The organism is Variovorax sp. P1_G12, from assembly GCF_056405555.1.
Genome location: NZ_JBFUBW010000025.1, coordinates 1 through 20,618 on the forward strand (window position 1 = coordinate 1; position 20,618 = coordinate 20,618).

Annotated in this window: 20 protein-coding genes; 15 read left to right on the forward strand and 5 right to left on the reverse strand. The window is 64.0% G+C overall.

What is annotated here, in order from left to right:
• The 11 genes from rfbF to AC1D2O_RS25245 form a co-directional block, all read left to right on the forward strand.
• Positions 1-653, forward strand: a 653-nt coding sequence (gene rfbF / locus AC1D2O_RS25195) for a glucose-1-phosphate cytidylyltransferase (RefSeq protein WP_478158094.1), incomplete at its 5' end; no start/stop codon positions are given.
• Positions 614-1,732 (forward strand): CDP-glucose 4,6-dehydratase, encoded by a 1,119-nt coding sequence (rfbG, locus tag AC1D2O_RS25200; protein WP_478158095.1) that lies wholly within the window; start codon positions 614-616, stop codon positions 1,730-1,732. The genes rfbF and rfbG, both read left to right, overlap by 40 nt.
• On the forward strand, positions 1,725-3,056 hold the full coding sequence (rfbH, locus tag AC1D2O_RS25205; protein WP_478158129.1) for a lipopolysaccharide biosynthesis protein RfbH: 1,332 nt from the start codon (positions 1,725-1,727) through the stop codon (positions 3,054-3,056). The genes rfbG and rfbH overlap by 8 nt, the downstream gene beginning before the upstream one ends.
• Positions 3,010-4,077, forward strand: coding sequence for an NAD-dependent epimerase/dehydratase family protein (locus AC1D2O_RS25210; RefSeq protein ID WP_478094811.1), 1,068 nt, complete (start codon positions 3,010-3,012; stop codon positions 4,075-4,077). Before rfbH ends, AC1D2O_RS25210 begins: the two co-directional genes overlap by 47 nt.
• Positions 4,078-4,125: 48 nt before the next feature.
• Positions 4,126-4,911, forward strand: a complete 786-nt coding sequence (locus AC1D2O_RS25215) for a transketolase (RefSeq protein WP_478158096.1) — start codon at positions 4,126-4,128, stop codon at positions 4,909-4,911.
• The gene (locus AC1D2O_RS25220) at positions 4,908-5,825 is read left to right on the forward strand and encodes a transketolase family protein (protein WP_478158097.1); all 918 of its coding nucleotides are present in this window, start codon (positions 4,908-4,910) and stop codon (positions 5,823-5,825) included. The genes AC1D2O_RS25215 and AC1D2O_RS25220 overlap by 4 nt, the downstream gene beginning before the upstream one ends.
• Before the next feature lies 1 nt (position 5,826).
• Positions 5,827-6,192 carry a GtrA family protein gene (locus AC1D2O_RS25225; RefSeq protein WP_477650522.1) on the forward strand — a complete coding sequence of 122 codons (366 nt, stop codon included), beginning with the start codon at positions 5,827-5,829 and terminating at the stop codon, positions 6,190-6,192.
• Complete coding sequence (locus AC1D2O_RS25230) at positions 6,189-7,124, forward strand: glycosyltransferase family 2 protein (RefSeq protein ID WP_477650523.1); 936 nt, start codon at positions 6,189-6,191, stop codon at positions 7,122-7,124. Before AC1D2O_RS25225 ends, AC1D2O_RS25230 begins: the two co-directional genes overlap by 4 nt.
• Before the next feature lie 246 nt (positions 7,125-7,370).
• Positions 7,371-7,922, forward strand: a complete 552-nt coding sequence (gene rfbC, locus AC1D2O_RS25235) for a dTDP-4-dehydrorhamnose 3,5-epimerase (protein WP_478158098.1) — start codon at positions 7,371-7,373, stop codon at positions 7,920-7,922.
• Positions 7,919-8,917, forward strand: a complete 999-nt coding sequence (galE, locus tag AC1D2O_RS25240) for a UDP-glucose 4-epimerase GalE (RefSeq protein WP_478087760.1) — start codon at positions 7,919-7,921, stop codon at positions 8,915-8,917. The genes rfbC and galE overlap by 4 nt, the downstream gene beginning before the upstream one ends.
• A 113-nt stretch (positions 8,918-9,030) precedes the next feature.
• Entirely contained in the window at positions 9,031-11,139 is a 2,109-nt protein-coding gene (locus tag AC1D2O_RS25245; RefSeq protein WP_478087761.1) for a glycosyltransferase, read from the forward strand.
• Positions 11,140-11,187: 48 nt separating this feature from the next.
• On the opposite strand, the gene gmd is transcribed toward AC1D2O_RS25245, so the two are convergent.
• From gmd to AC1D2O_RS25265, 4 genes are all read right to left on the reverse strand, one after another.
• Positions 11,188-12,225, reverse strand: coding sequence for a GDP-mannose 4,6-dehydratase (gene gmd / locus AC1D2O_RS25250; protein WP_478087762.1), 1,038 nt, complete (start codon positions 12,223-12,225; stop codon positions 11,188-11,190).
• Positions 12,226-12,306: 81 nt separating this feature from the next.
• Positions 12,307-13,008, reverse strand: a complete 702-nt coding sequence (locus AC1D2O_RS25255; protein ID WP_478087764.1) for an ABC transporter ATP-binding protein — start codon at positions 13,006-13,008, stop codon at positions 12,307-12,309.
• Positions 13,009-13,014: 6 nt separating this feature from the next.
• Positions 13,015-13,818: an ABC transporter permease gene (locus AC1D2O_RS25260; protein WP_478087766.1), complete on the reverse strand. Its 804-nt coding sequence runs from the start codon at positions 13,816-13,818 to the stop codon at positions 13,015-13,017.
• On the reverse strand, positions 13,815-15,236 hold the full coding sequence (locus AC1D2O_RS25265; RefSeq protein WP_478087768.1) for a mannose-1-phosphate guanylyltransferase/mannose-6-phosphate isomerase: 1,422 nt from the start codon (positions 15,234-15,236) through the stop codon (positions 13,815-13,817). Before AC1D2O_RS25265 ends, AC1D2O_RS25260 begins: the two co-directional genes overlap by 4 nt.
• A gap of 265 nt (positions 15,237-15,501) precedes the next feature.
• Here AC1D2O_RS25265 and AC1D2O_RS25270 point away from each other — a divergent pair, with 265 nt between their 5' ends.
• Together AC1D2O_RS25270 and AC1D2O_RS25275 are read left to right on the forward strand one after the other, a co-directional pair.
• Complete coding sequence (locus AC1D2O_RS25270; RefSeq protein WP_478158099.1) at positions 15,502-16,494, forward strand: glycosyltransferase family 2 protein; 993 nt, start codon at positions 15,502-15,504, stop codon at positions 16,492-16,494.
• Between the two features lie 32 nt (positions 16,495-16,526).
• Positions 16,527-17,579 (forward strand): glycosyltransferase family 2 protein, encoded by a 1,053-nt coding sequence (locus AC1D2O_RS25275; protein ID WP_478087770.1) that lies wholly within the window; start codon positions 16,527-16,529, stop codon positions 17,577-17,579.
• Here AC1D2O_RS25275 and AC1D2O_RS25280 read toward each other — a convergent pair.
• Positions 17,561-18,331 (reverse strand): glycosyltransferase family 2 protein, encoded by a 771-nt coding sequence (locus tag AC1D2O_RS25280; RefSeq protein WP_478087772.1) that lies wholly within the window; start codon positions 18,329-18,331, stop codon positions 17,561-17,563. The genes AC1D2O_RS25275 and AC1D2O_RS25280 overlap by 19 nt on opposite strands.
• Positions 18,332-18,375: 44 nt before the next feature.
• On the opposite strand from AC1D2O_RS25280, the gene AC1D2O_RS25285 reads away from it, so the two are divergent.
• Together AC1D2O_RS25285 and argB are read left to right on the forward strand one after the other, a co-directional pair.
• Positions 18,376-19,470 (forward strand): MraY family glycosyltransferase, encoded by a 1,095-nt coding sequence (locus AC1D2O_RS25285; protein WP_478087773.1) that lies wholly within the window; start codon positions 18,376-18,378, stop codon positions 19,468-19,470.
• Positions 19,471-19,722: 252 nt separating this feature from the next.
• Positions 19,723-20,616: an acetylglutamate kinase gene (argB, locus tag AC1D2O_RS25290; protein WP_478158100.1), complete on the forward strand. Its 894-nt coding sequence runs from the start codon at positions 19,723-19,725 to the stop codon at positions 20,614-20,616.
• Positions 20,617-20,618 lie beyond the last annotated feature (2 nt).

Genomic DNA, 20,618 nt, shown 5'->3' on the forward strand with positions numbered 1-20,618 from the left:
ACGCTGCCCATGGCGTGAACGATTTCGTGATTTGCTGCGGCTACAAGGGCTATGTCATCAAGGAGTACTTCGCCAATTACTTTCTGCACATGTCGGACGTGACCTTCGACATGACCCGCAACGAGATGGAAGTTCATCAACGCAAGGCCGAGCCTTGGCGCGTCACCTTGGTCGACACAGGCGATGACACGATGACCGGAGGGCGCCTCAAGCGGGTAGCTCCTTACATCGAGAAGGAAGAGGATTTCTGCCTGACCTACGGCGACGGTGTGAGCGATCTCAACATCACTGAACTCATTGCCTACCATAGGGCGCGCAAGGTGAAAGCGACTGTCACCGCCACGCTGCCTCCTGGCCGGTTCGGCGCGCTCGATTTCGATGGCGACAACGTACGCAGCTTCAAGGAGAAGCCGAAGGGCGATGGGGCGATGATCAATGGAGGCTTCTTCGTGTTGTCGCCCGCGGTGCTTGACCTCATCGACGGAGACTCCACGGTGTGGGAGCGCGACCCGCTGGAGCGCCTCGCGCAGGAGGGGCAGCTTGTCGCCTACAAGCACAGCGGTTTCTGGCAACCCATGGACACACTGCGCGACAAGATGCATCTGGAGGAACTATGGGCAAGCGCAAAGGCGCCATGGAAGGTCTGGGAATGACATCGTCTTTCTGGCGCGGAAAGCGGGTGTTCCTGACGGGCCATACCGGCTTCAAGGGCTGTTGGCTCGCGCTCTGGCTGGAGAAGCAAGGTGCTGTCGTCACGGGCTATGCGCTCGCGCCTTCCACGCAACCAAGCTTGCACGCGCTCTCTCGCTTTCAGCCGGCGACCCGCTCGGTGATTGCGGACATCCGCGACCTCGACCGGCTGCGCGCTGCCGTGCAGGAGTGCGCACCCGACGTGGTGTTTCATCTGGCCGCGCAGCCGCTTGTTCGGCGCTCCTACACGGATCCGGTGGAAACCTATTCAACCAACGTCATGGGGACGGTGAATTTGCTGGAAGCCGTGCGATCTTGCGACACCGTCCGGTCGGTCGTAATCGTCACCAGCGACAAGTGCTACGAGAACCGTGAGTGGCAATGGGGCTATCGAGAGAACGAGCCGATGGGCGGCTATGACCCCTACAGCAACAGCAAGGGCTGCGCGGAACTGGTCTCTGCGTCGTATCGCTCTTCGTTCTTCAACGAGGCGCGCTACAGCGAGCATGGCGTGGCGCTTGCGACGGCGCGCGCAGGCAACGTGATCGGCGGCGGCGACTGGGCCGAAGATCGGCTGGTGCCGGACCTTCTGCGCGCATTCGGCGAAAGCCGAACGGCCGACATTCGCAATCCCCATGCAGTTCGTCCCTGGCAACATGTGTTGGAGCCGCTTCGCGGCTACATGCTGTTGGCGGAGAATCTGTTCCTTCATGGTCCGGCATGGGCACAGCCTTGGAACTTCGGCCCGCATGATTCAGACGCTCGCCCCGTTTCCTGGATTGCCGACCAGCTCGCCGGGCTTTGGGGTCGGGGGGCTCGTTGGCATACCGACGCGCAGGCCGATCAGCCGCATGAAGCGAGCTGGCTCAAGCTCGATTGCTCCAAGGCCCGTCAAACACTGGGCTGGATTCCGCGATGGGGGTTGAGCCGAAGCCTCGGCGCTATCGTCGATTGGCAACGGGGCTGGCTCGACGGCCGCGACATGACAGATTTCACTCTTGAACAGATCGAGCAATACGAAAGCACTCCCACCCATGATTGAAGTTTCATTCCAGAAAAACGAACTGCGCAAGAAGATTCTGGCGCTGGTGGCCGAATACGGTGAGCTGGCGGGCAAGCCGCAGCCCTTCGTGCCAGGCGAGACCCTGGTACCGCCTTCGGGCAAGGTTGTCGGAACGCCTGAAATGCAGATGATGGTCGATGCCTCGCTCGATGCCTGGCTGACGACCGGACGCTTCAACACGCTGTTCGAGAGCCGGCTTGCGGCGTACCTTGGCGTGAAGCACCTGATGACCGTCAACTCGGGCTCGTCCGCGAATCTCGTGGCGTTCTCGACGCTGACCTCGCCCAAGCTGGGTGACCGCGCGATCCAGCCGGGCGACGAAGTCATCGGGGTGGCCGCTGGCTTCCCCACGACGGTCAACCCCATCCTGCAGTGCGGCGCGGTTCCCGTCTTCGTCGACGTGCAGATTCCCACTTACAACATCGACCCCGATCTGCTGGAGGCGGCCATCGGTCCGCGCACAAAGGCGATCATGCTGGCCCACACACTGGGCAACCCCTACAACCTGAAGGTAGTCAAGGCAGCCTGCGAGAAGCACGGGCTTTGGCTGGTGGAGGACTGCTGCGACGCCCTCGGGTCGCGCTACGAGGGTCAATTGGTTGGAACGTTCGGCGACATCGGCACCTTGAGCTTCTACCCCGCCCATCACATCACGATGGGCGAAGGTGGCGCGGTATTCACCAACAGCGACGAGCTTCGCCTGATTGCCGAATCCATCCGGGATTGGGGTCGCGACTGCTATTGCCCGCCTGGCAAGGACAACACCTGCGGCAAGCGCTTCTGCTGGAAGCTCGGCGACCTGCCGGAGGGATACGACCACAAATACACGTACTCGCATCTCGGCTACAACCTGAAGATCACCGACATGCAGGCTGCCTGTGCGCTGGCCCAACTCGACAGGCTCGACGGATTCGTGGCAGCGCGCAAGAAGAACTTCGACTACCTCAAGGACCGGCTGCGCGGTGCAGAAGAGTTTCTCGAATTGCCCGAGGCCACGCCCGGCGCCGAACCATCCTGGTTCGGCTTTCCCATCACCCTGCGTGAAGCCGCCAACACGCGGCGCGTAGACCTGTTGACCTACCTCGACCAGCAAAAGGTCGGCACGCGACTCCTGTTCGCAGGAAATCTGCTGCGCCAGCCCTACATGGTCGGGCGCAAGTACCGGGTGGTGGGGGAACTCAAACACACAGACCGCATCATGAACGACACGTTCTGGATCGGCGTCTATCCAGGTCTGACCGAGCCCATGCTCGACCATGTCGTCGAAAGCATCGAAACCTATCTTGGCCTGCGGTTTGACTGATCCGGTCAAGCCGGTTTCAAGAGAGGATCTCGACGAGATCCTGCGACTGACCGCCACCGCGGTGTGGGAGGGTCTTCGCGAACAATCTCTGTTCATCACCGGCGGGACTGGCTTCGTGGGCAAGTGGTTGCTGGAGTGCTTGCTCCACGCCGATCGCGAGATGGATCTGGGGCTGAAGTTGACGGTGCTGACGCGGGAGCCCGACAGCTTTGCGCGTGCCTCCGCCCACTTGGCGAAGGCGCCGGTTGTGCATCTCGTCAAGGGCGATGTTGTCGACTTTGAGTTCCCTCGCGGGGTATTCTCTTCGGTCGTGCATGCCGCCTTGCCTGTGGCGCCCCCGCAAGCGGGAGGCAGCGAGTTGCGGCAATTGGCCGAGGCCGGCGCGCGTCGAATTTGCGAGTTTGCGGCCGCGACCGGCGCGCGGCGGTTGCTGCACATCAGTTCCGGAGCGGTGTATGGCGCTCAATCGAGGGATGGCTTGCTGTCGGAAGATTCGCCGTGGAGCGGCGGAGATGGTGCCAACGAGTACACCCGCGCCAAGCGATTGGCCGAGACCGTCGTCGCGCAGGCGTGGCCTTTCGATGTCGTGATCGGCCGCTGTTTCGCCTTCATCGGCCCGTACCTGCTCCCATCGAGCGGTGCGGCGGCAGCCCAGTTCATCGAGCAAGCCGCATGCGGCAAGGGTGTCGTCGTCGCAGGCACAGGTGATGCGGTCCGGGCCTATCAATATGCTGGCGACATGGTGCGCTGGCTTTTGAGCGTCTTGGTGCTCGGAGCACCGGGCCGCGCTTACAACATCGGTTCCGATGCGCTGGTGACGATCGCTCAACTCGCCGACGAGGTAACTCGGCTCGGAGATACTGGCATAGCGCCGCAATTGCTCGCCCGTTCCGCCTCGGGTCTCGCCGGTGCGCACTACGTGCCCGACGTGCGGCGTGCGGCCGGCGAACTCGGTTTGACCAACGCGGTGACCCTCGAAGAGGGCATTCGCCGAACCCTTTCCTGGCGAGCCAGCGCGTAGCGCGCTGCCGCCACTTCCAATATGAAACCCCAATTTGAACCTTCGACCTTGCGCAAGACCGTGGTCGAGATGGCCTACGCGGGAAATGCCGTCCACCTGGGCTGCGCCTTCTCGATCATCGAACTGTTGTCCTGCCTTTACCACCGCCACATGCGCTATGACGAGAGCAATGCCGCCGACCCCGCGCGTGACTACCTGGTGCTGAGCAAGGGCCACGGCGTCATGGCCCAGTACGCCTGCCTGTACGAATTGGGCTGGCTCGAACGCAACGACATCGACAACTATTTCCACGATGGTTCGCGCCTGAAAGGCTTGTCCGATGCCCATGTCCCGGGCTGCGAAGTGACTTCGGGCACGCTGGGGCATGGCCTTTCGGTCGGGGTGGGATTGGCGTTGGCTGCTTCGCGTCGAAATACAGGCCAGAGGTGCTATGCAGTCATCGGCGACGGCGAGATCAATGAGGGCCCCATCTGGGAGGCCATGCTTTTTGCTGCGCATGCAAAACTCGACAATCTCATGGTCATCGTGGATGTCAACGGTTTTCAGGCCATGGGAACGACCGATGAGGTCATGCAGCTTGGTGACTTGAGTGCGAAGTTCTCAGCGTTCGACTTCGACGTGCAGACGGTGGACGGGCATGACAGGGACGCGATCTCGGCGGGCATCGACGCGCTGGAGGCTCGCCAGAACGGCCGGCCAAAGGCGCTGGTTGCCAAGACGGTCAAGGGCAAGGGCGTTTCTTTCATGGAAAACGTCAATGCCTGGCACTACTCTCGCTTGAGCCCCGAGCTCTATGCGCAAGCCTTGCGCGAACTGGAAGGAGCATCGGCATGAGAGCCGCATTTTCGAGTGCCCTGGTCGAGGCTGCGTCCAACGACGAGCGAGTCGTGCTGCTGACCGGCGACCACGGCTATGCGCTGTTTGACGAATTTCGCAAGCGCTGCCCCGGACAGTACATCAACGCGGGAATCGCCGAACAGAACATGATTGGTGTGGCCGCTGGGCTCGCCAAGGCCGGCTTCAGGCCGATCGTCTACGGGTTGAGCGCGTTCGTGCCGGTGCGCGTTCTTGAGCAGATCAAGATCGATGTCTGCTACGAGAAGCTGCCGGTCATCTTCACGGGAGACGGTGCAGGCTTGGTCTACAGCACGCTGGGAACCAGCCACCAGAGCTTCGAAGACATCGCCTGCCTCAGGGCCGTGCCGCACATCGAGCTCATGTCGCCGTGTGACGCCCATGAGTTGACTGCCTGCATGGCGATGGCCCTGGACCACAACGGCCCGGTCTACATGCGCATGGGCAAGGCGGATCTGGGCGCGGTCCATCCGTCTTTGCCCGAGCTGAAGCGCGGCGCGCTCGTGCAGGTCCGTACGGGTCGTCAACCGATCGTGCTGATCGCCACCGGCTCAATGGTCCAAACTGCGTGCGCGCTGGGCGAAGAACTCGATGTCTCCGTCTGGAGCGCGCCGTGGATCAAGCCGCTCGACGCGCAACAGTTGGGTTCGCTGGCCGCGCAAGCCAAGGCCTTTGTTACGCTTGAAGAGCATTCGGCCACCGGAGGGCTTGGATCGGCTGTTCTGGAGGCACTTTCCGAATCCGGTCCTGTTCCGGTGCTGCGCATCGGGATCGGGGAGCGCTTCTCCGAGACCTGCGGCAGCTATGCTCACGCCATGCGCGAACATGGATTGGACCTGGCGACGGTTCGCGAGCGCGTCACCCCCTTCGTCGTCAAATGGAAAGCGGCCTGAAATGCCCAGTTCGCAGCTCGTGCGTTTCCTGCTTGTTGGCGGCCTGAACACCGCCGTCGGGTACGCGTTGTTCGCTGTTTTCGTTTGGGCGGGGCTGCCGTATCCTCTGGCGATCGGCCTGGCGACTGTTCTCGGCGTGGCGTTCAACTTCCAGAGCACAGGGCGGCTGGTGTTCGGCGGGGCGCCTTTGTCTCAGCTCGGCCGCTTCGTCGCCGCGTATGGCGTCGTCTACCTGCTCAATGTGGGCGCGGTGGCGCTGTTGTTGCGTTCGGGCCTCAATGTGTACCTGGCGAATGCCCTCGTCATCCTTCCGCTGGCGCTCGTCGCTTTCGCACTCCAGCGCAGATTCGTTTTTGCAGCTTCATGAAACACATCACCGTCGTCACCCCTTGCTACAACGAGGAGGAGAACATTGAAGAGGTCTACCGGCAGACCCGCGACGTCTTTGCCACCATCGAAGGCGTGACCTACGAGCACTTGTTCATCGACAACTTCTCTTCCGACCGCACGGCTGAACTGCTGCGCGCGATGGCTGCGTCCGACCACAAGGTCAAGGTAATCCTGAATGCGCGCAACTTCGGTCACATCCGATCGCCTTACCACGGACTGCTGCAAGCGGGCGGCGATGCGGCCATCCTGCTGGTCGCGGATCTACAGGATCCGCCCGAGCTGATGAAGGAGTTCGTCGCGAAATGGCTCGACGGCGCAAAACTCGTCGTGGGTGTGAAGCCGACCGCCGATGAATCGGGTCTGATGTTCGCGATTCGTCGCTCCTACTATCGGACCGTCACCCGCATCGCCGATGTGAAGCTGATCCAGAATTTCACGGGCTTTGGCCTGTATGACAGGAAGGTGCTGGAGGAACTGCGTCGCATCGACGATCCGTATCCGTATCTGCGCGGCCTGGTGTCGGAGGTGGGCTTCGAGGCCGTGCAGGTCCCTTACAACCAACCGCGTCGCAAACGGGGCATCACCAAGAACAACTTCTACACGCTCTACGACATCGCGATGCTCGGCATCACGTCGCATTCGCGGGTGCCTTTGCGGATTGCCACGATGGCAGGCTTCGCGCTGTCGGGGGTGAGCCTCTGCGTTTCCTTACTGTATCTCTTGCTCAAAGTGCTGTTCTGGGGCGAGTTCTCTGCGGGTACGGCACCCATCCTGATCGGCATGTTTTTCTTTGCCTCGGTGCAGCTATTCTTCATCGGATTGCTCGGCGAGTACGTCGGTGCGATTCTCACGCACGTCATGAAGCGTCCGCTGGTGGTCGAGCGGGAGCGCCTCAACTTTGATCGCTAGTGCAAATCGGCCGTTGTGTTTCGCGCAAATATCCTGGCCGATGTGAGGCGCGCAATCTCATGCCCGCAATCGCCATCCAAGCTTCTTGCTGACGCTGTAGCGACTTTGTTCGTTCCTGCATGGGTACAGGCCGCCGCGAACCGTGCGCCGCGGATGTGAGAAAATTTCGAATGCCATTGGGGCTCAGAGTGCGTCAGGCTCTGGCTTCTCGGGCTGTCATGTCGGTGCTCCTTGAGATCAATTGTCGTGAAAAAATCCCCCACGCTCATTCCCGACGTCCTCATCATCGAGCCGAAAGTGTTCGGCGATGCGAGAGGCTTCTTCTTCGAGAGTTTCAACGAAGAGGCGTTCTGCAAAGCCTTGGGCTTCGCTGTGGAGTTCAAGCAAGACAACCATTCGCGTTCGGTCAAGGGTGTTCTGCGCGGTCTTCACTACCAAGTCAAGCAGCCGCAAGGCAAGCTCGTGCGTGTAGTGCGCGGGGCCGTGTTCGATGTGGCAGTCGACATCCGACCGTCTTCGCCCACCTTCGGGAAATGGGCAGGCGTCGAACTCACCGAGGACAATCATCGGCAACTCTGGGTGCCTGCGGGCTTGGCCCATGGATTCCTGGTGCTGAGCGACTCGGCGGACGTCCTCTACAAGGCCACGGACTATTACGCGCCCCAGTACGAGCGAAGCATCGCCTGGAACGATCTGGCCATTGGTATCCAGTGGCCGCTGGATGGCGAGCCCCTGCTGTCCGCAAAAGACGCCGATGCACCGTCGATGGCCGATGGTCTTCGTCGCGACGCCGCATGATTCTCGTCACCGGCGGTGCCGGGTACATCGGTTCCCATACGTGCGCCGAGTTGGCGCGGGCGGGGCGCGACTTCGTGATCCTGGACAACCTGTCCAACAGCACGACGGATGCCGTGGGCCGGCTGCAGCGGATCGTCGGCCGCGCGGTCTCCTTCTACGCGGGCGACGTGAGAGACGCGGCACTACTCGATCGCATCTTCAGCGAGCATCCGATCTCGTCGGTGTTGCACTTCGCGGGTCTGAAGTCGGTGGCCGATTCGGTAAGGCAACCGCTGGCCTACTTTGACAACAACGTCGTTGGTTCCATCCGGTTGCTCGAAGCGATGGAGCGCGCAGGCTGCATGACCCTGGTGTTCTCCTCGTCCGCGACCGTCTATGGCGACGCCTCGACGATGCCGGTCCGCGAGGATGCCATCTGCGTCACCGCCAGTCCCTACGGCCGGACCAAGTTGATGGTCGAAGAAATGCTGGGCGACCTACAAGCTGCGGACGAGGCGTGGCGGATTGCGCGCCTGCGTTACTTCAACCCGGTGGGCGCACACGAAAGCGGATTGCTGGGCGAGAGTCCGCGCGGCACGCCAAACAATCTGATGCCCTACGTGGCCCAGGTCGCGAGCGGCCTGAGGCCCCACGTGACTGTTTTTGGAAACGACTATCCAACACCCGACGGGACCGGCGTGCGCGACTATGTGCATGTGATGGATCTGGCACAGGGTCATGTGGCCGCTCTGGATTACCTCACAAAGAAGGCGGGCGACATCGTCTTGAATCTTGGTACGGGCAAGGGCACCTCGGTGCTCGAGATGCTCGATGCATTCGGCAAGGCGAGCGGCAGCCCGATTCCCTACGAGATCGCTCCGCGGCGGCCAGGGGATGTCGCGATCTGCTTCGCCGACGTCAGCCGCGCCAAGGATGTGCTGGGATGGACTGCCCAGCGCGGCATCGACCAGATGTGCCGTGATGCATGGCGTTGGCAACTCGCCAGCGCAGCCTGAATGAGTGAGATCGTTCCCGGTCCGGCGAAGCACAAATAGTGGGCTCCCTCGTCTTCGTCCTGACCGAACTCCGTCCCGATGAGGATGGAGAGACGGGGCATGCAATCTTCAACATGCTCCGCACGCTGTCCGCTGACGACAGCAAGCGCACGACACTGTGTCTGGTCGATTGCGTCGCCGACCTTGCTTCCTTCTCCGCAACATTTCCCGACGTTCGCCTGCTTCCCGTCGATACGCGCATCGACCAGGGCCGGCTGTCCAACGGCCGGCAGCATCCGCCGGCCCGGGCCTACCCGACGACCCCGTGCCAGTGGCGCTCGGCGGTCGTGTTGCGTGCATTGGCGAGCCTGGCCGAGACGTGCGCCATCGACTACCTGGAGTTTCCGGACCGTGGCGCCCTGGCCTTCAGTACCCTGCAGGAGCGCAATCTGCGCGGCTTCCTCGGCGATGCGACCATCGCGGTGCGAATCGGAACCTCGCAGACGCAATTGATGCAGGTCGAGGCGCAAGCGCTGGCGATCGAGCATCTGCACCTCAGCGACCTCGAGAGGAAATGTCTGCGCGACTGCGATCGGATCGTGACCCCTCTTCTTCCGGTGGCCGAGGCGACGCGGCAGTCGTTCGGCTTCTCGGTCGAGGAGTGGGGCCCTCGCCTCGTCGAGCATGCGCCCCTGGCGCTGCCCGAGCCCGGTGCGATAGCGCTCGAGGCCGTCGATGCCTCCCTTGGCCAGACCCTGGTGTTTCCCTCGACCTTGCGCAGAGTCAACCGCCCCGACCTGTTCGCCCGGGCCATCGGCAGCTTCTTGCGCACCAGGTCGGACTACACCGGTGCCGTCGTGTTCGGGGCGCCCGGCGTCGACCCGGAGTACCAGTCGGACATCGAGCGGCTCATTCCCGCCGATTGGGCCGGCCGCGTCGCACGCATGCCGGCGACGCAGGGCCCGCAGCGCGAAGCCGTCCTGCGGGGCGCTACGGTGGTCATCGCCGCGTCCTGGGATTCATATTGTTCGGTTGCGTACGAAGCCTCGCTGCTCGGCGCGAGGCTGATCCTGAACGAAACCAATCCCGCCTTCGGGGTCGGAACGCCATGGGAAGATGGCGTGAACTGCCTGAAGTTCGACGGCAGCGTGCGCGGACTGGTCGATGCCCTGAAGCGCAATGTCGAACGCAACGAGCGTCTGCGTCCGGTCGAGCCTCCCGTGCGACCGTGGCCCTGGCTGCCCGCGAGGCGCGAGCGTGGCGCGTGGCGTCGGCTCGACGAGCACCCGCTCGTGTCCGTCGTCATCGCGCATCACAACCTCGGCGCCTATCTGCCCGAAACGCTGGCCAGCGTGCGCGCACAGAGTTACGGACCGATCGAGATCGTGGTGGTCGACGATGCATCGACCGATCCGCACAGCGTGCTCGGCATCGAGGCGCTTGCGCGAGGCGCCGATCCAGGCCTCAAGGTCGTTCGCCTGTCCGGCAACGTCGGCCTGGCCGCGGCGCGAAACATCGGTGTGCGCCACGCCACCGGCCAATACGTCCTGACGCTGGATGCCGACGATCTCATCCACCCCGACTTCATTGCCGTGGGCGTCGAATCGCTCGAGAACAGGCCGGAGTTCGACCTGGTCGTCACGCCGGCGGGGTATTTCCTGGACGGCCAGGCGCTGCCGACGCCGGGCAAGTCCGTCGAGTTCGCCGGCTACGCCGTATTCTGCGGCGAAGCGGTGGTGGGTGGTCTGATCGAGAACAGGTTCTCCACCGCGACTGCGTTCTTCAGGAAATCCGCGCTGGTTCGCTTTCCCTATGAGGAGAGCCTGGGCTGCTTCGAGGATTGGTCGCTGTACCTGCGGATGTGCGAGGCGAGCGTCCGCTTCATCGTGACCAACGACGTCTTCTTCTACTACCGGCGCAGAATCAACTCGATGGTGCATACGCCGCGCGACCCCGCGCGCAAGCGAATCGAGTACAGCGACCTGATGAGGACCAGCGCTCCCGAAAGCCTCAAGCGGCGATCGAGGCAACTCGCCATCGGCATCGCGTCGCCCGTGGCGATCGTTCCGAAGAGCCCCTTCGCCGAGGGTCTCTTCGGCGCCCGAGGGCAGTACGACGAGCAGGTCGCCTTCGCTTCGCTCAAGCTCTCGCGATGGCTGGAGCGCAGGCTTCCGTGGCTGATCGACGGCGGAGTCTGGATCTCGAGCCGGGCCTGGCGCGCCTACCGCGCGCTGCGCGGATAGCACCGCGCGGCCGACCAGATGCCCTCCGGCATCTCGGCCCAGGCTTGTTCAGAACGAGAATCCCTGGGCGTTGCGCCGCAGGTCGGCCTCCACCATCATCTGGCACAACTGTTCCAGTTGCGTGGTCGGTTCCCAGCCGAGCTTGGCCCGGGCCTTGGACGCATCGCCGATCAGGAGTTCGACCTCTGCAGGGCGGTAGAACTTGGGGTTGATGCGCAAGACGGTCTTGCCGGTGGCCGTGTCGACCGCCAACTCTTCTTCGCCGGTACCCCGGAAGTCCACGATGATGCCGGCCCCCTTGAACGCCATCCGGACGAAATCGCGCACAGTTTCGGTTCGATTGGTTGCCAGCACGAAAGTGTCCGGTTCGTCGGCCTGCAGCATGCGCCACATCCCCTCGACATACTCCTTGGCAAATCCCCAGTCGCGCTTGGCGTCCAGGTTCCCCAATTCCAGTGCCTCGAGCTTGCCGAGCTTGATCTTGGCCACGCCATCGGTGATCTTGCGGGTCACGAACTCCCGGCCTCGCAGCGGGCTTTCGTGGTTGAAGAGGATGCCGCTGCTGCCGAAGATGCCGTAGCTTTCCCGGTAGTTCACGGTCATCCAGTGCGCGTAGAGCTTGGCGACCCCATAAGGGCTGCGGGGATAGAACGGCGTGCTTTCCACCTGGGGAACCGCCTGCACCTTGCCGAACATTTCGGACGTGCTGGCCTGGTAGAACTTGATTTTCGGGTTCTCCAGCCGGATCGCCTCGAGCAGGTTGAGCGCGCCCATCGCGGTGATCTGGGCGGTGGTGGTCGGCTGATCGAAGCTCACGCCGACAAAGCTCTGCGCGGCCAGGTTGTAGATTTCGTCGGGCTCGGCGTGAGTGACCAGCGACAGGGAACTGCCCAGGTCGGTCATGTCGTGCTCGGTGAGCTTCAGATTGGGATGGTTCTGGATGCCGAGCTCTTCGATGCGCCAGAAATTCACCGAGCTGGTTCTCCGAAAGGTTCCGTAGACGGTGTAGCCCTTGCTGAGCAGCAGCTCGGCAAGGTAAGCCCCATCCTGACCCGTAATGCCGGTAACGATTGCACGCCGATTCATGGAAGTCCTTTGAAGTTGAAAAAAGCGCGCCGCGCCAGCGCTTCCCCATTCATGACGCGTTTCCGATTCAGGTCCGGTGTCTCACTGCTCGACGATCCGGCCATGTTCCAGATGGATCACCCGATTGCACTCCTTGGCGATCAGGTCCGGCGAGTGCGAGGCGAGCACCAGAATGCCGGATTTCGCCACCACGTCCTTCATCCGCTGCTCGGCCTTGTGGGTGAATTCCGCGTCGCCGACCGACAGCCATTCGTCCATGAGAAGAATGTCGGCCTCGACACTGGTCGAGATCGAGAAGGCGAGGCGCATCAGCATCCCGGTGGAGTAGGTGCGAACCGGCATGTTGACGTATTCGCCGAGACCGCTGAATTCGCAGATGTCGGGCGTGAGCGCATCGATCTGCTTCTTGCTCATTCCCATGACCAGACCCCGGAGCATGATGTTCTCGACGCCCGTGGCGTCCGCCTCGATGCCGAGCGATGGATCGATCAGGCTGGACACCGAGCCTTGCCGGACGAATTCACCGGACGAAGGCTCGTAGACGCCGGCGAGCGCGCGCAGCAGGGTCGACTTGCCCGCGCCGTTGTGGCCGATGAGTCCCAGCCGATCGCCGCTCTTGAGTTCCAGGTTGATGTTGCTCAGGGCCTGGACGACATTGACGCCGGTCTCCTTGCCGAAACGGCCGCCGGTCACCGAGGCTGCCAGCGTCTTCTTGAACGAGGCGGCGCCAGCACCATAGATAGGGAAGTTGACCGAGACGTTCTTGAGGGAAATAAGTGCCATGATTCTTTAGAGCCAGTAGACGACGCGTCGGCGGTACTTCGCGAAGAGCAGACTCGACACGATCAGCGTGGCCACCGTCCAGCCCAGGATCCCCCACCAGTTGTGGCTTGCAGAAACGCCCCCCATGAGCGGGGTGCGAAGCAGGTCCAGCATCTGGGCGAACGGGTTCCAGAGCATGTATTGCGCGCGTTCGGGCAGGCTCGAAGGCAGCCAGAAGACAGGCGTCAGAAACATCAGCATCTGCATGACGCTGGTCACGATCTGTGTCACATCGCGAAACCGGGTGCAGACCAGTCCCAGCGCGAGGCCCACAGCCTGCGCGTTGATGAGCGCGAGCAGGAAGGCCGGAATGAAGAGCAATGCCGACCAGGACAAGGAAACGCCTGCCCAGATCGCCACCGGCACATACAGGATGATCTGGTGGCCGAACTGGATCAGGTTGCGCGCCATGCTCCGCCAGACGAACAGGCTGATCGGAAAATAGCCCTGCTTGAGGTAGTTGGCCGAGCCGATGAATGCATTGCACGAATCGATCACCATGCTGGTTAAGAATCCCCAGAAGATGATGCCGAGCGCCAGGTGCGGGAAGAACTGGGAGAGCTCGGTGCCGAACAGCGAACTGTAGAGTGGCCCCATGCCGCCGATCATTGCGCCCATGCTGAGAGTGAGCCAGAGCGGGCCCAGCATGGAGCGGCGATAGCGCAGAACGATGTCGAACCAGGCCAGCGTCCACCAGATATCGGTGCGGCGGGTGCCTTCCCACCAGTCGGCCCATGCGCTGCGATGCAGATTGGAGTGTGCCTGGCTCATGCGCGCCCGTAGGTGTCGGCAAGCCGCACGATGTCGTCTTCGCCGAGGTAGGTGCCGCACTGTACTTCGATGAGCACCAGTTCATCATTGCCTGTGTTGGTCAATCGATGTCTTTCTTTAAGAGGGATGTAACGATATTCGCCGGGGAGGGTCTCGTGCTGCGAATCGCCGATCTGGACCATGGCCGTGCCGCGCACCACCACCCAGTGTTCGGCGCGCTGGTGATGGTATTGCAGCGACAGCGCCTGGCCCGGTTTCACGGTGATGCGCTTGACCTTGTACCCATTTTCTTCCTTGAGCGAAGCATAGGTCCCCCACGGGCGGTGAACCACCGCCGGCAGCTGCACCGCCTCGTGCTGGCGGGCCTTCAAGGTTTCGACGATTTCACCGACGCGCTGGGCACTGTCCTTGTGGGCCACCAGCAGCGCGTCCGGCGTGTCGACGATCACGAGGTCATGGACGCCCAGCAGGCCCACGACCTTGGGGCCGTGACTGTCCACCTGGACGTGCGTGTTGCTGGCGTCGACGGCCACGGAACCCGCGGGAAGGGTGTTGCCGTCATTGTTCTTCGGGTGCGCGTTCGCCACCGAAGGCCAGGAGCCCACGTCGCTCCATCCGAAGGTGGCGGGCATCACGTGCAGATTGTCGGGTTGCGCCATGGCGGCGCCGCCGATGTCGATGCGGGGCAGGAGCCCGAACGCCTCGGCGTCGAACTGAACTTTGCCGCCAGCCGTTTGCGATGATTCGGTCGCTCGGCGTGCGGCGCTCAGCAACTCGGGCGCGTTGCGCTCGAGCGCCGAGAGGATCGCGTCCGCCGTGGCGCAGAACATCCCGCTGTTCCAGTAGTAACGGTCGCTCGCGAGGTACTCCTGCGCAGTCGGGGCGTCGACCATTCCCGCGAAGCGGCGGGCGGGCTGGCTTTCGCCCGATCGCCGCTCCACCTCGATATATCCGAAGCCTGTATCGGGGCCTGTGGGATTGATCCCCCAGGCCACGAAGCGGCCACTGGCAGCGAGTTCGAAGGCCTTGGCCGTGCCGGCCGCGAAGGCTTCGGCGTCCGGCACCAGATGGTCGGCGGGCAGGACCAGCATCACCGTATCGCCGCCGAACTGCCTGCCGCACTGGAGCGCCGCCAGCGCGATCGCCGGCCCGGTACCTCGGCTCTCGGGCTCGAGCAGCAGCGTGGACGCCGGCGGAACGGGGCACTGTCGCAACACGTCCTCGGCGAGGAACTGGTGGTCCTTGCCGGTGACGATCATGAGGTCGGCGATGCCGCACGCCTGCCCCCGCTCGATGGCCTGCTGAAGCAGAGTGGAGCCGCCGAGCTTGATGAAGGGCGGCGGGAAGGCCTGCCGGGACAGCGGCCAGAGCCTGGGTCCGGATCCTCCCGCGAGCACTACCGAAAGCAGTCGCATCATTGGTCTTTCTCTGTGAGCCGCGGATTTTACCGGCCGATCCGGTGTCCGCCCCGGGCGGCGAGGGGCGCCGTCGCGTGGCTCAAACCCGATCATTGCGAACATAATCACCGGCTGCCCGGCGACCGCGTCGCCCTGAACGCTCCGCGGGGACTGACCGCCCGGCATTCCGCGACGGGCGGATCGACTATCTGCGACCGGTATCCATGAAAGCTGTATTTCCATTCCTCCGGCCCGACCCGGCGACCTCGGCCGGCGCCGCCGCGCCATGACCCTGTCCGTCTCCGTCGCCCTTTGCACCCACAACGGCGCCCGATTCGTCGGCGAGCAGGTCCGCAGCATCTGCCTGCAAACCCTGCCGCCGGCCGAAATCGTCTTGTCCGACGACGCCTCCACCGACGGCTGCGTCGAGGTGGCGCAGAACGCCCTCGAGGCCTGCCTGCGCGAGCGCCCGGGCCTGGCAATCGGCTTTCGCGCGATCCGCAACGTGCCGGCCCTGCGCGTCACCAAGAACTTCGAGCAGGCGGCGCGCGCCTGCAGAGGCGACCTGATCGCGCTGAGCGACCAGGACGATGTCTGGCATCCCGAGCGCCTGGCGCGGATGGTGGCCGAGTTCGAACGGCGCCCCGACCTGCTGCTGCTGCACACCGACGCCCGGCTCGTCGATGACGCCCGCAAGGACCTGGGCCAGTCGCTTTTCCACGCGCTCGAGGTCAAGCCTTTCGAGCGCGCCTGGATCCACGGCGGCCGGGCCTTCGACGTCTTCCTGCGCCGCAATCTCGTGACCGGCGCAACGACCCTGTTCCGGCGCTCCCTGCTCGAGCAGGCGGCGCCCTTTCCGAAGGAATGGCTGCACGACGAGTGGCTGGGGATCGTCGCCTCCGCGATTGGCCTTGTCGACATGCTCGAGGATGAACTGATCGAATACCGCCAGCACGAAAGCAACCAGATCGGTGCGCGCCGCGATTCCTTCATGGGCAAGGTCAGAAAGGCGCTGGCTTCACGCGGCACCACCCACCACGAGCGAGCCTTGAAGGCCGAACTCCTGCTCGAGCGGCTGCTTTCCCTGGGCGACCAGGTGGCTCCGGATACCATCCGGAAGCTGCGCGACAAGCTGGAGCACCAGCGCTTCCGGGCCGCGCTGCCGCAGTCGAGGGTGGCGCGCTGCCTGCCCGTGTTCCGCGAAGCCCTGACCGGCCGCTACAACAAGTTCGGCCGCGGCACGCGTGGTGTCGTGCGCGACCTGTTCGAATCCGTCTGAAGACTCTCCCAAGAATCACCTAGCCACGCTGGATGCCCGCCAAGAACGATTCCACTCCCGCTGCCCGGCCTTCGGTCGTCGTCGTCATCCCGTTCTACAACGGCGCCGACTTCATCGAGCGTGCGGTCAAGAGCGTCTTCAACCAGACGGTGCCGGCCGACGAGGTCGTCGTGGTCAACGACGGCTCGCGCCCCGAGGAGCGCGAGGCGCTCGGCGTGCTCGCGCTGCGCTATCCGTTCCGGATCGTCGACAAGGAAAACGGTGGCCAGGGTTCGGCGCGCAACGCCGGCGTGGCCGCGTCGAGCTCGGCATTCCTCTGTTTTCTCGACCAGGACGATTTCTATCTTCCGAATCACATCGAGATCCTGGCCGATGCAATTCCCGCCGGTGACGCGCGCTTCGGCTTCGTTTACGCGGACTTGTACGAGGCCGACGTGGACGGCAACGTGGTGCGCACGGCGCTCGTGAAACAGCCTACAGCGAGCCATCCCAAGACCAACATCTTCGAATTGCTGCGCCATGACATGCTCGTGCTGCCGTCGGCGGCACTGGTGAGCCGGGTGGCGTTCGAGGCGGTGGGCGGCTTCGACCCCCAGTTCATGGGCTTCGAGGATGACGACCTGTTCCTGCGCGTGTTTCGCAAGGGCTACGGCAACTACTTCGTCGACCGCGCCGTCACGGTCTGGTGCATCCACACCGACAGCACGTCCTTCAGCATCCGCATGGTCCGCAGCCGCTTTCGCTACTTCAAGAAGCTCGCCGACATGTTCCCCGACCAGCCGCGGCGCGGGCGTTTCTTCCTTCGCGACTACCTGATGCCGAGATTCGGCAAGCATTTCGTCGACGATGCAATCGAGGCGGTCAAGCTCGACAGCGAGTACCGAGAGGAGATGTTCGCCCACCTGGACGAATACGCCCGCCTTGTGCTGACCAACCCCTATGTGGGCTGGCGAGCCAAGGCCAAGCTGCGGTTGACGAGGTTCCTGCTCTCGCACAGCTCCCCCGGCATGGTCCGGGCGATCGGCGCCGCCACCAAGCTGCCGCTGATCCGCGGCTTCCGCAGGCTCTACCGGACCGGGGCCTGAGCAGCGTTGCGCAGCGCGCTGCGGAAGCGCCAGAAGGCCGGCGAGCTCCACACCTTGAGCAGGCTGGTCAGGTGCCAGTAGAGGTGCCTGTGGCTCGTCCGGCTGGCCCGCCGCGCATCGTGCAGGACCAGCAGGTCTTCGGCCACCTGCAGCTTCCAGCCGGCGAGTTGCGTGCGGGCGCAGATGTCGAAATCCTCGCCGTACATGAAGAAGCGCTCGTCGAAGCCGCCGATCTCGCGGTAGGCGTCGCTGCGGAACAGCATGAAAAGCCCCGGAATCCAGTGCGGCACCGCGGGGCGGGCGTAGTCCGGGCGGCGGCGCACCAGGATCTCGCGCGGCGTGATCAGGGCCCGGTGCTGCTCGGGCTCGGCCTTGCCGGGCTCGAGGATGCGCGGTGTCAGCAGGCCGCTGTCCGGACGCGCCTGCGCGACCAGCGGCGCCAGGATGTCGCGGTCGAAGCGGATGTCCGGGTTGAGCACCAGGAACCAGGGTGTCGCGCAGCGCCGGAAAGCCTGGTTGTGGTTGGCGCCGAAGCCCTTGGGAGCCTGGTTCTCGATCCGTTCCACCTCGAAGCCCCACTGCAGGCCGGCCAGCGCGTCGGCCTCGGGGATGTTGATCGTGAGCACGACCTTGGCGACCATGCCGCGGCTGAAGCGGTCGAGTTCCTCGATCAGCGGGCGCACCAGGTCGAGCTGGCCGTGGCTCACGATCGACACCGTGAGGGCGGGAGGGGGAAGGGGGGGCATCGGCATGGTCTAATTTCGCTCGGGAATTCTAGGGTTCCCGCCAACACCCCATGATTGCCCTGATCGTCATCAGTTTCCTTGTCTCCGTCTTCGCCGTGCAGGTGTTCATGCGCCGCGCCCGTCGGCATGCGCGGCGCTACGCCGCCGACATGCCGCAGCGCTTCCACAAGGGGCATGTGCCCCGGCTGGGAGGGGCCGGCATCTTCATCGGCACCGGGGTCGCGTGGCTGGTCGCGGGCGTCGGGCCGGATCCGTTCAATGTGTCCTGGCCGCTCAAGGCCTCGGCGCTGACGCTGCTGTGCATCGCCCCGGCCGTGATCGGCGGCATCATCGAGGACGTGACCCAGCGGGTCTCGGTCCGTTACCGGCTCGGGCTCACGATCGGCTCTGCGCTGCTGCTGTGCTGGGTGCTGAACCTGGGCCTGGCGCGCACCGGCATCGCCACGGTCGATGATTGGCTGCAGGCCATGCCCTACGCCGCCATCCTGTTCGCGGCGCTGGCCATCGGCGGCCTGCCGCATGCCTTCAACATCATCGATGGCTACAACGGCCTGGCCGGCACGGTCGCGGTGCTGGTTTGCCTGGCGATCACCCACGTCGCGCTGCAGGTCGGCGACCGTCAGCTCGCCGCCATGGTGATCTGCCTGGTCGGCGCCACGCTGGGCTTCCTGATCTGGAACTACCCGCGCGGCAAGATCTTTGCCGGCGATGGCGGCGCCTACGTCTGGGGCATGGTGATCGCGGTGGCCGCGGTGACGCTGGTGCAGCGGCACCGGGTGGTGTCGCCATGGTTCCCGATGCTGCTTTTGATCTACCCGGTGTGGGAGACGCTGTTCTCCATCTACCGCAAGTTGGCGCGCGGCCAGTCGCCGGGCACCGCCGACGCGCTGCATTTCCACCAGCTGATCTTCCGCCGCATCGTGCGCGTGGCCTTTGCAGACGACGAGGCGCGGCAGCTGCTGGCCCGCAACAACCGTACCTCGCCCTACCTCTGGATCTTCGCCGCGCTGACCGTGGTGCCGGCGGTGCTGTTCTGGAACAACACGCCGGTGCTGATGGCCTTCTGCGCGCTGTTCGTCGCCACCTACGTGGCGGCCTACCTGATGATCGTGCGGTTCAAGGTGCCGCGCTGGCTGCGGCCGTGACTGTTGCTCGCCCCCAGGTTGGGCTCACTGCGTGTAGCGCGCCTCGAGTCGCTGCCAGAGGCAGCGGCTCTTTGGGCCGTCCAAGCCTGCGCAGGCAGGCTTGGAGCCGCGGCCCTCAGCCCCCTGCCGGGGGCAACACCGGCGGCCCGGCGAAGCCGGTTCCGCGGTGTTTCACCAACGGGCCTGGCTTCGCCGGCCGGGTGGCGTGCAGTTCCGCCACAATCCAGGTTCTGCTCTTTCCATCGCTCTGACATGACCGATCCTGTGCTCAACATCCCCCCGCGCGACAAGGCCGAGATCCTGGCCCAGGCGCTGCCTTACATCCGCAAGTTCCACGGCAAGACCATCGTCATCAAGTACGGCGGCAATGCCATGACCGACCCCGAGTTGCAGGCCGATTTCGCCGAGGACGTGGTGCTGCTCAAGCTGGTCGGCATGAATCCGGTGGTGGTGCACGGCGGCGGCCCGCAGATCGAGGCGGCGCTGAAACGGCTCGGCAAGACCGGCCATTTCGTCCAGGGCATGCGCGTGACCGACTCCGAAACCATGGAAGTGGTCGAGTGGGTGCTGGCCGGCGAGGTGCAGCAGGACATCGTGGGCCTGATCAACCAGGCCGGCGGCAAGGCGGTGGGCCTGACCGGGCGCGACGGTGGCCTGATCCGGGCCCAGAAGCTCAAGATGGCCGATCGCAACGACCCCAACCTGCACCACGACGTCGGGCAGGTCGGCGACATCGTCTCGATCGACCCGAGCGTGGTCAAGGCGCTGCAGGACGACGCCTTCATCCCGGTGGTGAGCCCAATCGGCTTCGGCGAGGAGAACGAGAGCTACAACATCAACGCCGACGTCGTCGCCGGCAAGCTGGCGATCGTGCTCAAGGCCGAGAAGCTCATGATGCTCACCAACACGCCCGGCGTGCTCGACAAGAACGGCAACCTTCTGACCAACCTCAGTGCCCGGGAGATCGACGAGCTGTTTGCCGACGGCACCATCTCCGGCGGCATGCTGCCGAAGATCGAAGGCGCGCTCGATGCCGCCAAGAGCGGCGTCAACGCGGTCCACATCATCGACGGCCGGGTGCCCCACTCGATGCTGCTCGAAATCCTCACCGACCAGGCTTACGGCACGATGATTCGCGCCCGGTAACG

What these genes read in the sequence shown, in the direction of transcription:
- AC1D2O_RS25245 (WP_478087761.1), top strand. Translation starts at nt 9,031, where the DNA reads ATGCTCCGCACGCTGTCCGCTGACGACAGCAAGCGCACGACACTGTGT.
- AC1D2O_RS25210 (WP_478094811.1), top strand. Translation starts at nt 3,010, where the DNA reads ATGTCGTCGAAAGCATCGAAACCTATCTTGGCCTGCGGTTTGACTGAT.
- AC1D2O_RS25220 (WP_478158097.1), top strand. Translation starts at nt 4,908, where the DNA reads ATGAGAGCCGCATTTTCGAGTGCCCTGGTCGAGGCTGCGTCCAACGAC.
- AC1D2O_RS25260 (WP_478087766.1), bottom strand. Translation starts at nt 13,818, where the DNA reads ATGAGCCAGGCACACTCCAATCTGCATCGCAGCGCATGGGCCGACTGG.
- galE (WP_478087760.1), top strand. Translation starts at nt 7,919, where the DNA reads ATGATTCTCGTCACCGGCGGTGCCGGGTACATCGGTTCCCATACGTGC.
- AC1D2O_RS25265 (WP_478087768.1), bottom strand. Translation starts at nt 15,236, where the DNA reads ATGATGCGACTGCTTTCGGTAGTGCTCGCGGGAGGATCCGGACCCAGG.
- AC1D2O_RS25285 (WP_478087773.1), top strand. Translation starts at nt 18,376, where the DNA reads ATGATTGCCCTGATCGTCATCAGTTTCCTTGTCTCCGTCTTCGCCGTG.
- AC1D2O_RS25275 (WP_478087770.1), top strand. Translation starts at nt 16,527, where the DNA reads ATGCCCGCCAAGAACGATTCCACTCCCGCTGCCCGGCCTTCGGTCGTC.
- AC1D2O_RS25280 (WP_478087772.1), bottom strand. Translation starts at nt 18,331, where the DNA reads ATGCCGATGCCCCCCCTTCCCCCTCCCGCCCTCACGGTGTCGATCGTG.
- AC1D2O_RS25230 (WP_477650523.1), top strand. Translation starts at nt 6,189, where the DNA reads ATGAAACACATCACCGTCGTCACCCCTTGCTACAACGAGGAGGAGAAC.
- AC1D2O_RS25255 (WP_478087764.1), bottom strand. Translation starts at nt 13,008, where the DNA reads ATGGCACTTATTTCCCTCAAGAACGTCTCGGTCAACTTCCCTATCTAT.
- gmd (WP_478087762.1), bottom strand. Translation starts at nt 12,225, where the DNA reads ATGAATCGGCGTGCAATCGTTACCGGCATTACGGGTCAGGATGGGGCT.
- rfbH (WP_478158129.1), top strand. Translation starts at nt 1,725, where the DNA reads ATGATTGAAGTTTCATTCCAGAAAAACGAACTGCGCAAGAAGATTCTG.
- AC1D2O_RS25270 (WP_478158099.1), top strand. Translation starts at nt 15,502, where the DNA reads ATGACCCTGTCCGTCTCCGTCGCCCTTTGCACCCACAACGGCGCCCGA.
- rfbG (WP_478158095.1), top strand. Translation starts at nt 614, where the DNA reads ATGGGCAAGCGCAAAGGCGCCATGGAAGGTCTGGGAATGACATCGTCT.
- AC1D2O_RS25225 (WP_477650522.1), top strand. Translation starts at nt 5,827, where the DNA reads ATGCCCAGTTCGCAGCTCGTGCGTTTCCTGCTTGTTGGCGGCCTGAAC.
- argB (WP_478158100.1), top strand. Translation starts at nt 19,723, where the DNA reads ATGACCGATCCTGTGCTCAACATCCCCCCGCGCGACAAGGCCGAGATC.